General features: G+C 60.8%; 14 protein-coding genes. 4 read left to right on the plus strand and 10 right to left on the minus strand.

Annotated features, from left to right (window positions below; all coding sequences use genetic code 11):
• Positions 1 to 157: 157 nt before the first annotated feature.
• The 9 genes from IB263_RS21035 to IB263_RS21075 form a co-directional block, all read right to left on the minus strand.
• Complete coding sequence (locus IB263_RS21035) at positions 158 to 919, minus strand: ABC transporter ATP-binding protein (protein WP_034801890.1); 762 nt, start codon at positions 917 to 919, stop codon at positions 158 to 160.
• Positions 919 to 1755 carry an ABC transporter ATP-binding protein gene (locus tag IB263_RS21040; protein WP_034801888.1) on the minus strand — a complete coding sequence of 279 codons (837 nt, stop codon included), beginning with the start codon at positions 1753 to 1755 and terminating at the stop codon, positions 919 to 921. The genes IB263_RS21035 and IB263_RS21040 overlap by 1 nt, the downstream gene beginning before the upstream one ends.
• A gap of 4 nt (positions 1756 to 1759) precedes the next feature.
• A complete protein-coding gene (locus IB263_RS21045) occupies positions 1760 to 2647 on the minus strand; it encodes an ABC transporter permease (RefSeq protein WP_034801886.1) in 888 nt (295 codons plus the stop codon).
• Positions 2647 to 3669, minus strand: a complete 1023-nt coding sequence (locus IB263_RS21050) for an ABC transporter permease (RefSeq protein WP_043619645.1) — start codon at positions 3667 to 3669, stop codon at positions 2647 to 2649. Before IB263_RS21050 ends, IB263_RS21045 begins: the two co-directional genes overlap by 1 nt.
• A 95-nt stretch (positions 3670 to 3764) precedes the next feature.
• A complete protein-coding gene (locus IB263_RS21055) occupies positions 3765 to 4094 on the minus strand; it encodes a cupin domain-containing protein (protein ID WP_192438963.1) in 330 nt (109 codons plus the stop codon).
• 74 nt (positions 4095 to 4168) lie between these two features.
• Positions 4169 to 4909, minus strand: coding sequence for a FadR/GntR family transcriptional regulator (locus tag IB263_RS21060; protein WP_034801882.1), 741 nt, complete (start codon positions 4907 to 4909; stop codon positions 4169 to 4171).
• Positions 4910 to 4989: 80 nt separating this feature from the next.
• Positions 4990 to 5727, minus strand: a complete 738-nt coding sequence (locus IB263_RS21065) for a FadR/GntR family transcriptional regulator (RefSeq protein WP_060516792.1) — start codon at positions 5725 to 5727, stop codon at positions 4990 to 4992.
• Positions 5728 to 5810: 83 nt separating this feature from the next.
• On the minus strand, positions 5811 to 7328 hold the full coding sequence (locus IB263_RS21070; protein WP_113187860.1) for an aldehyde dehydrogenase (NADP(+)): 1518 nt from the start codon (positions 7326 to 7328) through the stop codon (positions 5811 to 5813).
• A 2-nt stretch (positions 7329 to 7330) separates the two neighbouring features.
• The gene (locus IB263_RS21075; RefSeq protein WP_192439013.1) at positions 7331 to 8125 is read right to left on the minus strand and encodes an NAD(P)-dependent oxidoreductase; all 795 of its coding nucleotides are present in this window, start codon (positions 8123 to 8125) and stop codon (positions 7331 to 7333) included.
• A gap of 85 nt (positions 8126 to 8210) precedes the next feature.
• Here IB263_RS21075 and kduI point away from each other — a divergent pair, with 85 nt between their 5' ends.
• The 4 genes from kduI (at position 8211) to IB263_RS21095 (ending at position 11936) form a co-directional block, all read left to right on the plus strand.
• A complete protein-coding gene (gene kduI / locus IB263_RS21080; protein WP_192438964.1) occupies positions 8211 to 9035 on the plus strand; it encodes a 5-dehydro-4-deoxy-D-glucuronate isomerase in 825 nt (274 codons plus the stop codon).
• Positions 9032 to 9775, plus strand: coding sequence for a 2-dehydro-3-deoxy-D-gluconate 5-dehydrogenase KduD (kduD, locus tag IB263_RS21085; protein ID WP_192439014.1), 744 nt, complete (start codon positions 9032 to 9034; stop codon positions 9773 to 9775). The genes kduI and kduD overlap by 4 nt, the downstream gene beginning before the upstream one ends.
• Before the next feature lie 92 nt (positions 9776 to 9867).
• Positions 9868 to 10779 (plus strand): 5-dehydro-4-deoxyglucarate dehydratase, encoded by a 912-nt coding sequence (gene kdgD / locus IB263_RS21090; RefSeq protein WP_034804438.1) that lies wholly within the window; start codon positions 9868 to 9870, stop codon positions 10777 to 10779.
• Positions 10780 to 10799: 20 nt separating this feature from the next.
• The gene (locus tag IB263_RS21095) at positions 10800 to 11936 is read left to right on the plus strand and encodes a mandelate racemase/muconate lactonizing enzyme family protein (protein WP_192438965.1); all 1137 of its coding nucleotides are present in this window, start codon (positions 10800 to 10802) and stop codon (positions 11934 to 11936) included.
• A gap of 123 nt (positions 11937 to 12059) precedes the next feature.
• Here the strand turns inward: IB263_RS21095 and IB263_RS21100 are convergent, their stop codons facing one another.
• Entirely contained in the window at positions 12060 to 12980 is a 921-nt protein-coding gene (locus IB263_RS21100) for an AraC family transcriptional regulator (protein ID WP_034798654.1), read from the minus strand.
• Positions 12981 to 13177: the final 197 nt, after the last annotated feature.

The raw sequence follows: 13177 nt of genomic DNA on the forward strand, positions 1-13177 counted from the left end.
GCACGCGCCGAAAAGGTCGCAGGCGTGCTCCCGGGATCATTGGCAAGCTCAGACACCCGATAGTCCTCAACCGGGGCCATCAGGCAAGGAAAAGCCCGGCACAGGACCGGGCGAGTTGGGGAGGAGGAGTCTTCTTTTGGGAGGAGATGCGGCTTGCTCAGTGCGAGCCTTCGTACTCCAGCGAGGCGCCGATCAGCTCACGCGCGTAAGCGTGGGTTGCCTGGTTGCCGGGGATCGCCTCGCGCGGCAGCACTTCGGTGATTTCTCCGCGCAACATGACCGCGAAACGGTCGCACATATGGTCCACGACGGCCAGATCGTGCGTCACCATGATGTAGGTGAAGCCGCGCTCCTCACGCAGACGCTGAAGCAGGTTGAGGATTTCCGCCTGCACCGAAACATCGAGCGCCGACGTCGGCTCGTCTAGGAGCAGCAGGGAAGGTTCGAGGATCAGCGCCCGCGCGATCGCAACACGCTGGCGCTGGCCGCCCGAGAGCTGGTGGGGGAAGCGATCGAGAAAGGAGACCGGCAGCCCCACATCCGTGATTGCCTTGCGTATGCGCTCCTCCCGGTCGCCGAGCTTGTGGATGACGAGAGGCTCGTTCAGCACCGTGCGAACCGATTGGCGTGGATGCAGCGAACCGTAGGGATCCTGGAAGACCATCTGCAGCGTGCGGCAACGCTCAATCAGCGGCATGTCACGCACCGACCTGCCGCCGATCAGTACGTCGCCGGTCCAGATGTCGGTCAGCATAGAGATGCAACGCAGGACCGTGGACTTGCCTGATCCGCTTTCGCCGACGAGGCCGAAGCATTCGCCCGGCGCCACGGAGAAGGTGACGGTTGGCAACACCTTGACCGCGGTGGGACCGCTACCGAAGGTGATAGAGACATCGCGAACTTCGATAGAGACGGACATCAGGCTTTCTCCTCCAGCCATTCGGGACGGCGATCGAGCACGCGGAGCGGTGCGCGTGGGCCGCCGATCCGCGGCTGAGCTGCCAGCAGGCCACGGGTGTAGGGATGTTGGGCCTTGTCGAGATCGCGGGCGGCCAGCGTTTCAACGATACGGCCGGCATACATGATGAGTACGCGATCGCAGAAATTGCGTACAAGGTTCAAATCGTGACTGATCATGATGAGCCCGATGCCGCGATCCCGCACCAGCCCATCGAGAATGTTCAACACCTGAAGTCGCACCGTGACGTCGAGTGCGGAGGTCGGTTCGTCGGCGATGACGAGCTCGGGATCGGCAAGCAGCATCATGGCAATCATCACGCGCTGCCCCATGCCGCCGGATATCTCGTGCGGATACTGGTCATAAACGCGCTCCGGGTCGCGGATCTTGACTGCCGACAGCATGGCGAGCGCCTTTTCACGCGCCTCCGCCTTGGTGCAATTGAAATGCCGCAGATAGGTTTCCGCCACCTGGTCACCGACCCGGCGAATAGGGTTCAAAGAAAATTTCGGATCCTGAAGGATCATGGACATGCGCCGGCCGCGAACCTTGAGCAGTTCCTTTTCCGAAAGGGCTGTCAGATCAAGCTCGGCAAAGCGCAGCGTGTCGGCGGTAATCGTGGCGCCCGGCAGAAGTCGCAGCAAGGCCCGTCCGACCGTCGATTTGCCGGAACCGGACTCGCCAACGATGCCAAGGCGTTCGCGGCCGAGGGTGAAGGACACGCCGCGCACGGCATCGGTCGCTGCGCCGCCATAGCGGATGCGGAGGTTTTCGACCTGAAGAATGTCTTGGCTCATCGGTCTACCTCCGGTTCATCTGCTTCGGATCGAGCGCATCGCGCAGCCCGTCGCCGAGAAGGTTGAAAGCGAGACTGACCGAAAGAATGGCGACACCCGGGAAGGTGACGAGCCACCAGCTGTCCAGCATGTACTTGCGGCCTGTCGCAATCATCGCGCCCCATTCCGGCAGCGGAGGTTGGGCGCCGAGCCCCAGAAAACCGAGACCGGCAGCCGTCAGGATAACGGTCGCCATGTTCAGTGTCAGGCGAATGAGCACCGAGGGCAGGCACATGGGCATGATCGACTTGACGATGATGCGTGTGGCCGATGCGCCCTGGAGCCTGGCTGCCGAGATGTAGTCCGCCTTGCGAAAGGTCATTGCCTCTGCGCGCGCGAGGCGTGCGATCGGTGGCCAAGAGGTCAGCGCAATCGCGATAATGGCGTTGTTCAGGCTTGGACCCAGCGCTGCAACGAAGGCGAGCGAAAGAATGAGGCTCGGGAAGGAGAGAAAGATGTCCGTGATACGCATCATCACGGTATCGACCTTCCCGCCGAGATAGCCGGCAGTCGTGCCGATGACGAGCCCGATTGGGCCAACGACAATCGAGACGAGGAAGATAATCGTAAGCGTGATACGCGAGCCCCAGACCAGGCGGCTGAAGATGTCACGACCAAGCTCGTCGGTGCCGAACAGATGTCCATTTCCAGGCGCCTGCAGCGTGTTTGCGAGGTTCTGGGCATAGGGGTCATGGGTGGCAATCAGCGGCGCGAAGGTTGCGACAAGGACGAGCAGCACCAGGACCGCAAGACCGAAGGTCGAGGTTGGGCTCTTCAACAGGAAGCGCACGATGTTCTTGAGTGCGTAAAGCGGAGCCGGCAAGCGGAACGCAGTTTCGGCTTGGGTGGTCATCAGCGTGTCCTCGGGTCGAAGATGCGATAGAGAACGTCGGACAGAAGATTGAGGGCGATAAAGATGATCCCGACGATCAGGACGCAGGTCATGACGGCGTTCATGTCGCCGGTAATGAGGTTATTGGTGAGATATTGGCCAAAGCCCGGCCACGCGAAGACCGTCTCGATCAGCACGGCGCCTTCGAGCAGCGAGCCATAGGCAAGCGCAATGATGGTGACCAGTTGCACCCGAATGTTGATGAAGGCGTGCTGCCAGATCGTCTGGCTGCGAGAAAGGCCTTTGACGCGCGCCGTCGTGACATATTCCTGACCGAGCTGATCCAGCATGAAGCTGCGGGTCATGCGCGTGATATAGGCGGACGAGGAGTAGCCAAGCAGCGACGCCGGCAGGATGATGTGGTTGACGGCCGACCAAAACACATCCATTTCGCCGGCGATCAGGCTATCGATCAGCAGGAATCCGGTCCGCTCCTCGACAAGGCCAATATAGAACTGGTCCATGCGTCCGCTGCCGCCGACGAGGCCGAGATAAGCATAAAAGACGATAAGCGCGATCATGCCGGTCCAGAAGATCGGCATGGAGTGCCCGAACAGGCTGAAGACGCGCACGACATGGTCGGGCCAGCGGTCCTTGTTGACGGCAGCAAGCACTCCGAGCGGAACGCCGAGGCCGGCTCCGATGAGGATTGCGAAGGTCGCAAGCTCGATCGTTGCCGGCATCACGTGCAGGATATCCTGAATGACCGGCTGGCCCGTGCGGATGGAGGTTCCGAAGTTGCCGGTGAAAACGTCTCCAAGATAGTAGGCGAATTGTTCCCAAAGAGGTCGATCAAGCCCGAGCGAACGATAGACCTGTTCGTAGGTCTCGCGGGTTGCGTCCTCCCCGACGATCGCGCGGACCGGATCGGCAGGCATAAGGCGGCCGATGAAGAACGTCAGGAGCAGAAGGCCGAGCAACGTGACCGCAATGGTCCCGACCTGCCCGGCCACGCCGTGGAAGCGTAGGCGACGAATTGACATGGTTCCTCCATTTGTCAGTCGCCTGCGGTGAGGCGTTACAGGCTCCAATCCTGTATGACAACTTTCGCTAAACCTGTCACAGGTTATGTCGAGTGTCAAGCAGAGCTGACGGAGAGGAAGTCATCTCTGCGGGGCGTGAAGCAGTCGATGAGCTCTCCTGCCTCCAGGCATTCGCAGCCATGTTCCGTGTTTCCGGGGATTACGAGGCTGTCGCCAGTCCTCAATTCATAGGTCTGGCCATTGCGAAAGAAGCGGAATTTGCCGCGCGCCACATAGGTCGATTGCACGTGCGGGTGGCGGTGGAGCTTGCCTTTTGCACCGTTTTCGAAGCGAAAGGAGACGACCATGAGCTCAGGCGAATCTGAAAGCACCTGGCGGGTGACGCCGGTATCGGTCGAAATCGTGGGGAAAGTAGGAAGAGACATGCGGACCTCATAGATGATGTATGACAACATCACCATACATGTCCTTTTGCCTGTATGACAACTCTGCGCGTCTATTAAATTGCGTCGGGGCTCATGGTGCGGGAACGCAAGAGCGCGTTGTACCGATCAAGGCTTCCCCGCAAGTGGGCGCGCATGCGCTCGCGCGCCGCTTCAGCATTGCCTTCGATGATTGCCTCAACGATCTGGCCATGCTCTTCCTGAAGATGGAGGTTGTAGTCCTTCGGGCGCGACCCCGGCGCAGATCCCTGCAACTCGCCGCGCGGAATGATGCCAGTACGGATCAGTTGGAGAAACTCCGGGAAACGCCGGTTTTGCGTGGCTTCCGCAATCGCCAGGTGAAGCTCGAAATCCGCATCGCGCGTAGGATTGCCAGTTGCCAGGCACTCGCCAACACGATGATGGGCCTCAAGGATGGTTTCGATCTGGGCGGGTGAACGGCGCGCGGCCGCCAGCCCTGCCGATTCCACCTCGAAAACCGTCCGAAGTTCAAGAAGCTCTATGACCGACGAAATCCGCTCGGTCTTCAAATCCTTGAAAGGCTGCTCCTTTTCCGGCTTTGTCTCAAGGGCAAATATGCCGGCGCCCTTGCGCGCTTCGACCAGCCCGTCGGCGCGAAGGATGGCAATCGCTTCCCTTACGACTGTGCGGCTGACGGAATACTCGCGCGTCAGAGCGCTTTCGCTCGGAAGCCGGTCGCCGGGGCGAAACACGCCTTCCGCCAGATCGCGACGCAGCGCGGCGCTGATTTTTGCCGCAAGCGACGTGCCACGCTCCATAGTGTTTACGGCTTCCATTTACGTCCCAACATGCTCAAACCTGTCTGGCATGTTAGTCGTAATCTGTTCGAATGCAAGTGCGGCTCTCTCAACCAGTGCTAGCGCAAGGTTCGCAGCATGGAGCGATATCGTGTCTGGCTGTTCTTCAGGTGATCGCGCATGGCCGCGCGAGCCTGTTCCTCATCCCCGCTTTGGACCGCGTCGAGTATCGCCTCGTGTTCATCGAGAAGCCGGCGCATCTCGACGGAGGGAAGGGCGGCTTCCTCTCCCTCGCGGGCGACCGCACGGCGCGGGATGACAGCCGGCCCGAGCACATGGAGAAACTCGGCAAACCTTGGATTGTTCGTCGCTTCGGCAATGGCGAGATGAAAAGCAAAATCGGTTTCGGCGGTCGGCTCACCACTTTCGGCGCGGATGCGAAATGCTTCGAACGCTTCGATAATTTTGCCTTCCTGTCCCGGGGAGCGGCGAAGCGCGGCCAACCCGGCCGCATCGCCTTCGACTGCCGTTCTGATTTCCAGCATCTCGATCAATGATGAGACGCGGGCGAGATCGACGTTGTGAAACGAATTTCTTGCGGCCGGGGCAGGCTCCAGCACGAAAACGCCGACGCCATGTCGTGCCTCGACCAATCCGTCGGAACGCAGTGCTGCAATCGCTTCTCTTACGACAGTGCGGCTGACGTTAAATTCCTTGGTCAGTTGCGCCTCTGATGGCAGGCGGTCGCCGGGCCGGTAGCGGCCCTCGGCGATATGGGAGCGCAGAACGTCGGTAACCTTTGCCACCAGGGTCCTGGGCTGCGGGGCGTTCGTATCGGAAGCAGTCGCTATCGTCATGTGGTTGCCCGGTTCCAGGATGTGGCGGCACCTGCCGCTTTATCTCTGGATACGCCAAAGATGGCGGACGAGGCAATCGCTCCTCAATCCGATAGCAAATCAGCAGGCAAAAGCCCGTCAGGTACATTCTGATAGGATACGGGCCTCAGAAACCTGCGGATCGCCATAGTTCCGACCGAGGTCGCGCCGAAATTCGTAGAGGCCGGATAGGGCCCGCCATGAACCATGGCGTCGCAGACTTCCACGCCCGTGGGAAATCCGTTCACGAGAAGACGGCCGGCCTTGCGCTCCAGGATCGGCATAAGTTGGCGTGCAAGATCGGTGTCTCCGTCGTTGAGATGAAGAGTTGCAGTCAGCTGGCCATCGAAACTCCTGGCGACGACGACCAGTTCTTCAATGCTTTCGGCCGTGACGATGAGGCCGAGCGGGCCGAAGACTTCTTCTGAAAGCGTATGGTTGGCGAGCCAGTCCCGTGCAGAGACGAGGAAGAGATTGGGTGTGACGTTGCGCCGATCGCAGCTGGATGTGAAGACGTCGCGAACGCCGCGGCCTGAGGCAATGCGATTGCGCCCATCGCGATACGCTTTGGCAATTCCATCCGTCAACATCACTTGTGCGCCGATCTGCGAAAGCGCCGCACGCACGCTTTCCGCAAACGCTGGCGCCTCGCCTGCTGCGATCACGGCAATGCCTGGATTGGTGCAGAATTGTCCGGCGCCCATCGTCAACGAGCTTGCCCAACCCTTGGCGATTTCCTCGCAGCGGACCTTGCCGGCTTCGGGCAGGATGAACATCGGGTTGACCGAACCCAGTTCGCCGAAGAAGGGGATTGGTTCCGGGCGCTTCGCACATAGGTCGAAAAGCGCGCGGCCACCCGCAAGCGAGCCGGTAAAGCCGACGGCCTTGATGAGGGGATGTGTAACGAGGCCAGTGCCGACGTCCCGGCGACCGCCCTGGATGAGTGAGAATACGCCGGGGTGAAGCCCTTGCTTCCTGATCGCTGCGTGGGCAGCCTCGGCAACCACTTCGCTCGTCCCAGGATGGGCTGAATGGCCCTTCACGATGACCGGGCACCCGGCGGCAAGAGCCGACGCGGTATCGCCGCCCATTGTCGAGAAAGCCAGCGGAAAATTGGAGGCCCCGAACACCGCAACCGGACCGACAGGTCGCTGAAGCAGTCGGATGTCGGGGCGCGGGAGGGGCTTTCTGTCCGGCAGCGCTTCATCGTGGCGTCTGTCGAGATAGTCGCCCTTTCCGAGATGGGCTGCAAAAAGTCGGAGCTGGCCGGTGGTGCGTCCACGTTCTCCTTCTAGCCGGGCGGGCGGCAGACCGCTTTCTGCACTGCCGATCTCGGTAATGGCCGCCCCGCGGCTTTCTATCTCATCGGCAATCGTTTCTAGAAATGCCGCGCGCTCTTTCCGGCTTGAATGGCCATAAGACCAGAAGGCATCCTCGGCCGATTTTGCGGCCCTGTCGACCAGATCCGGCGTGCCGACGGAAAAGTCAAACGCGGCGCCATGGGCCGGTTCGCTGCTGAATGTCTGCTCGGTCGCGATCCACTCGCCCGCAACCAGGTGTTTGCCGTGAGGGGTGAAGGTCATTGTCACTCCTTGAAGATAGGATTGTCGGTAAAGGCACCGCCTTGAAAGCGCGCCATTGATTTGTCGAGGGTTGGTTTAGCCACGTTCGTTTCGATTTTCTCGCGCCAGGCCTCGGCGTTGTCTTTCGCCCTCCAGCCGAGCCAAGTCAGATGCGAATTGTCCCACCAGCAGCTGTCGTTTGCTGAAACGCCCCAAATGACCGGGCAACCAAGCACTGGGGAGCGGAAAGCGGCTTCGATCAGCGATGCGAAATCGCCATGAGAAAACCAGGTCGACAGCATCCGATGGTCCATCGGCTCAGTTGTACAGGAGCCGATGCGCACCAGTGCTGTCTCCTGTCCGAACTTGTCGAAGTACAGGCGGGCGAGCGATTCACCGAAGCATTTGGACACACCATAGAGCCCGTCGGGGCGAAACGGTGCATCGGGCCCAAGTCGATCAGTCTGCGGATAGTAGCCGATCGTGTGGTTTGAACTTGCAAAGATGATGCGGGGCAAGCCATGGGCGCGGGCGGCCTCGTAGAGATTGTAGAGGCCGACGATGTTGCCGGTGACAACCTGGTCGAACGGGCGTTCGACGGAGATCCCGCCCAGATGCACGATACCGTCGCAGCCCGCCACCATCGCGTCGACGGCCCATGGTTCGGCGAGATCGCAGTGCATCCATTCCTCGTTGGGGCCGGTGACATCAGCCGGTGCGATGTCGCCAAGACGGATTGTTTCGGCAAGCAACGCCAGTCGCGGTCGCAAGGCGCGGCCAAGCGCGCCAGCCGCGCCCGTGATCAGGAGGCGTTTCATTCGGGTCTTGACCTTGAACACGTTATCATACAATACGGACTTACATGTATTATCTCTTGTTCGCAATACCTCAAAGGAGGACCGAATGCTGACCGTCGAAACAAGGCAGGCCGTTAATCCGGACTATGCGCGAGCGCTCGATACAGAAGGCCTGCGTAAGCATTTCCTGGCGCAGGATATGTTCCGGCCCGGTGAGATCCGGCTGGTCTACACGCACTACGATCGCTTCGTTATGGGAGGTGCCGTTCCTAACGGTGCTGCGCTGACGCTCGATCGGGTCGAGGAAACGAAGACGCCGTCCTTCCTTGACCGGCGCGAAATGGGTGTCGTGAACATCGGTGAGGCCGGTACGGTGACAGCCGGTGATGAGATATACGCGCTCAACCGCGGCGATGTGCTCTATCTCGGGGCCGGTTCTGGTGCGGTGACGTTTGCCGGACGCGGACGTTTCTACATCGTCTCCTGCCCGGCGCACCGCAGCCTGCCGGCGCGGCTTGTGACACTCGGTGAAAGCAACGAGGTCAAGCTTGGCGCGATGGAAACCTCCAACAAGCGGACCATCAATCAGTTCATCCACCCGCTCGTGATGGAAAGCTGCCAGCTCGTGCTCGGCTACACAACGCTCGAAGACGGCTCCGTTTGGAACACGATCCCCTCCCACGTGCATGATCGCCGCATGGAGGCCTATCTCTATTTCGGTATGGACGAAAAATCTCGCGTGCTCCATCTGATGGGTGAGCCACAGCAGACGAGGCATCTGTTTATCGCCAACGAGGAAGGCGCGATCTCGCCGCCATGGTCGATCCACTCGGGCGCGGGCATCGGCTCTTATACCTTCATCTGGGCGATGGCCGGCGACAACGTCGATTACACGGATATGGATTTCATTCAACCGGCGGATCTGCGATGAAAAATCTCTTTTCTCTTGAAGGACATAAGGCTCTCGTCACAGGGGCGAATACTGGTCTTGGCCAAGCGATCGCAGTTGGCCTGGCTCAGGCGGGCGCTGAGGTTGTCTGCGCCGCGCGCAGGGCGCCCGACGAGACCCTTGCGCTCATCGACAAGGTCGGGGGAAGGGCGACTGCACTGGCGCTTGATTTCGCCAATCCGATGGCGGCAACCGGAGTATTTGCCGGTGCGGAATTCGACATTCTCGTCAACAACGCCGGAATCATCCGTCGCGCTGACGCGGTTGATTTTTCCGAAGCTGATTGGGATGCAGTCATGGATGTTAACCTCAAGGCACTGTTCTTCACGACCCAGGCTTTTGCCAAGGAGCTGCTTGCGAAGGGCATGTCCGGCAAGGTGGTCAACATCGCGTCGCTGCTTTCCTTCCAGGGCGGAATTCGCGTACCGTCCTACACCGCCGCCAAGCATGGCGTTGTGGGCGTCACGAAGCTTCTCGCCAACGAATGGGCGTCAAAAGGCATCAACGTCAATGCGGTTGCGCCCGGCTATATCGAGACCAACAACACCGAGGCTCTAAGGGCGGATCCTGAACGTAGCAAGGCAATACTCGAGCGGATTCCGGCGGGCCGCTGGGGGCGCTCCGAAGACATTGCGGGTGCGACCGTGTTTCTGTCTTCGGCGGCTGCGAACTACATCCATGGTGCGGTGTTGAATGTCGATGGCGGTTGGCTGGCGCGCTAAAATAACTTGTATGATGAGTTGTATGATGACTATTGACATTGGTGTGATATCCCGATTATCTGGGGCTATCAACCATAGAGGAAATCAACGTTATGAACCCTGAGCAGATCAAGGCCGCGCTTGGATCGGGCCTGCTTTCGTTCCCGGTGACGCATTTCGATGCGGAGGGTCGGTTTGCGCCGGACAGCTATCGGGCGCATGTCGAGTGGCTGGCCGGCTACAAGGCCCCGGTTCTGTTTGCGGCCGGTGGCACCGGCGAGTTCTTTTCGCTGAAGCCGGACGAGATCCCCGGCATCGTCAGGGCGGCCAAGGACGTTTCCGGCGACACGGCGATCGTATCGGGCTGCGGCTATGGCACGGAGATGGCGGTCGACATCGCCCGTTCGGTCGAGCGCGTCGGTGCCGACGGCATCCTGCTTCTGCCGCACTATCTGATCGATGCGCCGCAGGAAGGGCTTTATGCCCATGTGAAGAAGATCTGCCAGTCGGTCGGCATCGGCGTCATGGTCTATAATCGCGACAACGCGGTGCTGCAGGCCGACACGCTTGCCCGGCTGTGCGACGAATGCCCGAACCTGATCGGCTTCAAGGATGGCACCGGCGACATCGGGCTGGTGCGCCAGGTCACCGCCAAGATGGGCGACCGGCTGATGTATCTCGGCGGCATGCCGACGGCGGAACTGTTTGCCGAGGCCTATCTCGGTGCCGGCTTCACCACCTATTCCTCGGCCGTCTTCAATTTCGTGCCGGGCCTTGCCAATGAGTTCTATGCCGCCCTTCGCGCCGGCGAGCGCGCCACCTGCGAGCGCATCCTCAACGAGTTCTTCTATCCGTTCATGGCCATCCGCAACCGCGCCAAGGGCTATGCGGTGTCGGCGATCAAGGCCGGCGTGCGGCTGCAGGGTTTTGATGCCGGTCCGGTGCGTGCGCCGCTGAAAGACTTGACCGAGGAGGAAGTCGCCATGCTCGACGCGCTCATCGGTGCGAACAAGCGTCAGAAATGAGCGTTTTGCGAGGATAGCCCATGAAGGTCGTCGCCGTCCGCACCCACCTTCTCGAACATCGGCTGGCCGTGCCGTTCGAAAGCGCCTCCATGCGTTTTGACCGTCGCGCCCATGTGCTGGTCGAGATCGAGTGCGACGACGGCACGATCGGCTGGGGCGAGTGCCTCGGCCCGGCGCGGCCGAATGCGGCGGTGGTTGCGGCGTACACGCCCTGGCTGATCGGCCAGGACCCGCGCCAGACGGAAAAGCTCTGGGCGATCCTCTACAACGCGCTGCGCGATCAGGGGCAGCGCGGGCTTGCGGTCACCGCCCTTTCCGGCATCGATATCGCGCTCTGGGATATCAAGGGCAAACACTATCGTGCCTCCGTTTCCATGCTGCTTGGCGGGCGCTGGCGCGAGAGCGTGCGCGCCTATGCGACCGGCAGCTTCAAGCGCGATGGCGTCGACCGGGTCTCCGACAATGCGCTGGAGATGGCCGAGCGCCGGGCGCAAGGCTTCCATGCCTGCAAGATCAAGATCGGCTTCGGCATCGACGAAGACCTGCGTGTCATTCGTGCCGTGCGCGAGGCGATCGGCGACGAGATGCGGCTGATGATCGACGCCAACCACGGCTACACCGTCACCGAGGCGATCCGGCTTGGCAAGGCGGCGGCCGACTACGACATCGACTGGTTCGAGGAGCCGGTCGTGCCGGAACAGCTTTCCGCCTATCGGGCGGTCAGCGCCGGCCAGCCGATCCCGGTTGCCGGCGGCGAGACCTGGCATGGCCGCTATGGCATGTGGCCGGCGATCGAAAGCCGTGCCGTCGACATCCTGCAGCCGGATCTCTGCGGCTGCGGCGGTTTTTCCGAGATGGCGAAGATCACGAGCCTTGCGACGCTGCACGGCGTTCGCATCGTGCCGCATGTCTGGGGCACGGGCGTGCATATCGCTGCCGCGCTGCAGTTCATGGCGGCGATGACGCCGGATCCGGTGCGGGTCAACCCGATCGAGCCGATCCTGGAGTTCGACCGGACGGAAAATCCGTTCCGGCAGGCGGTGCTGAAGGCGCCGATCGAGGCGGTCGACGGTGTCGTTGCCATCCCCGATGCGCCCGGCCTTGGCATCGAGATCGACCGTGACGCGCTCGCCAGGTTCAAGATGCCCGAGACATGAGAGTGTTGTTGACACGCGTGCCGACCAGGGCCATGTCCGAAATTGCCGGGTATGTTCTCCCACATCATCGCGGCGAGACACATGGGTGCTTGTCTGTCCGGCTTAGCGCCAACACACTTCGAGCTAGTCGCCCGCAAGCCCGTCGGCGAGTACCAGGGCCTGTTCGCGCTCGTCGAGGTGCATGAGGCCGCCATCTCGGCTTTGGCGAACCCTTTTCATGTGATCGCGTGGACTGAGACCCAGAGTTCGCTTGAACATGCGTGAGAAGTAGTAGGGGTCGGGATAGCCGACTTCCGCGGCCGCAGAGGAAACCGAAAGCCCTGCTTCGAGAAAGTGCATCGCCCGCTCCATGCGTTTCAGTTCCTGGTACTTGCGCGGCGTGCGCGCCACGCGCTTTTGGAATTCCCGCAGGAAATAATCGCGATTGTAGGGTGATGCCTCAACCGCTTTCGTCGCAATATCCGGGTCGAGCGGATTGGCGGAGATCATCGTTGCGGCCTTCATGACAGCGAGATCGATCGCGTCTGCCCCCTCGGGCTGGTAGGTGGCATGGTCTCGCCACCCGATGAACGCATCCTCGATGAAAGCGATCAACAGAACCATGAACAGGTGGTGCTGGCCAAGCGTCACGGAAGAGGGCGGCGCGCTTTGACGATAGTGGCGCGCCAACGGCTCAAGCAACCCCCACCGCGCCAGTCTCAACTTCGGCACCAAATCCATCTGCTCGACCAGGTTGTGGCGGCCGTAAATATCAAGAGTGAAATGCTGGGCGAGGCCAAGATACGTCTCCGGTCCCTCGCTCCATCCGATGAAGCGCTGGCCGCGCGAAATCAGCATGGCATCACCCGGCTCCATCACGCGTGGCTCGCCGTCGACCAGATAGTGGCCGCGCCCTTCAAGGCAGATGACGAGGTCGTCGACCGGGTTCGACTTGTCGATGCGCCAAGTCTGCGAATGCTCCATCCGGATAGCAGCGCGGGTCAGATTAAGCGTCAGCGCCGCCGGTGGAATAGCTGAGAGAATTCCACCTTCAATTTCGTCCATCTTTTTCCTCGCCTTTGTGAATTCATTCTGTGACAAAAATACGTGAGTGTCATCGCAGAAATGCATGCACGCACCGCATCGAACTGGGAGGAGATCGGTCAGCGGACGGGAAGGAGGCTACAGCCTGCGCCTGTCTGCGCCGTTCCGGGAGCGCAATTTGTACGAAACCGTATCTAAAATGGCCGCTCTACAGTGCC

Source organism: Ensifer sp. ENS03 (assembly GCF_014852035.1).
Classification (GTDB): Bacteria; Pseudomonadota; Alphaproteobacteria; order Rhizobiales; family Rhizobiaceae; genus Ensifer; species Ensifer adhaerens.

Excerpts from the sequence above, each read along its gene's own strand:
- IB263_RS21035 (WP_034801890.1), bottom strand. The coding sequence starts at position 919 with ATGTCCGTCTCTATCGAAGTTCGCGATGTCTCTATCACCTTCGGTAGC.
- IB263_RS21040 (WP_034801888.1), bottom strand. The coding sequence starts at position 1,755 with ATGAGCCAAGACATTCTTCAGGTCGAAAACCTCCGCATCCGCTATGGC.
- IB263_RS21045 (WP_034801886.1), bottom strand. The coding sequence starts at position 2,647 with ATGACCACCCAAGCCGAAACTGCGTTCCGCTTGCCGGCTCCGCTTTAC.
- IB263_RS21050 (WP_043619645.1), bottom strand. The coding sequence starts at position 3,669 with ATGTCAATTCGTCGCCTACGCTTCCACGGCGTGGCCGGGCAGGTCGGG.
- IB263_RS21055 (WP_192438963.1), bottom strand. The coding sequence starts at position 4,094 with ATGTCTCTTCCTACTTTCCCCACGATTTCGACCGATACCGGCGTCACC.
- IB263_RS21060 (WP_034801882.1), bottom strand. The coding sequence starts at position 4,909 with ATGGAAGCCGTAAACACTATGGAGCGTGGCACGTCGCTTGCGGCAAAA.
- IB263_RS21065 (WP_060516792.1), bottom strand. The coding sequence starts at position 5,727 with ATGACGATAGCGACTGCTTCCGATACGAACGCCCCGCAGCCCAGGACC.
- IB263_RS21070 (WP_113187860.1), bottom strand. The coding sequence starts at position 7,328 with ATGACCTTCACCCCTCACGGCAAACACCTGGTTGCGGGCGAGTGGATC.
- IB263_RS21075 (WP_192439013.1), bottom strand. The coding sequence starts at position 8,125 with ATGAAACGCCTCCTGATCACGGGCGCGGCTGGCGCGCTTGGCCGCGCC.
- kduI (WP_192438964.1), top strand. The coding sequence starts at position 8,211 with ATGCTGACCGTCGAAACAAGGCAGGCCGTTAATCCGGACTATGCGCGA.
- kduD (WP_192439014.1), top strand. The coding sequence starts at position 9,032 with ATGAAAAATCTCTTTTCTCTTGAAGGACATAAGGCTCTCGTCACAGGG.
- kdgD (WP_034804438.1), top strand. The coding sequence starts at position 9,868 with ATGAACCCTGAGCAGATCAAGGCCGCGCTTGGATCGGGCCTGCTTTCG.
- IB263_RS21095 (WP_192438965.1), top strand. The coding sequence starts at position 10,800 with ATGAAGGTCGTCGCCGTCCGCACCCACCTTCTCGAACATCGGCTGGCC.
- IB263_RS21100 (WP_034798654.1), bottom strand. The coding sequence starts at position 12,980 with ATGGACGAAATTGAAGGTGGAATTCTCTCAGCTATTCCACCGGCGGCG.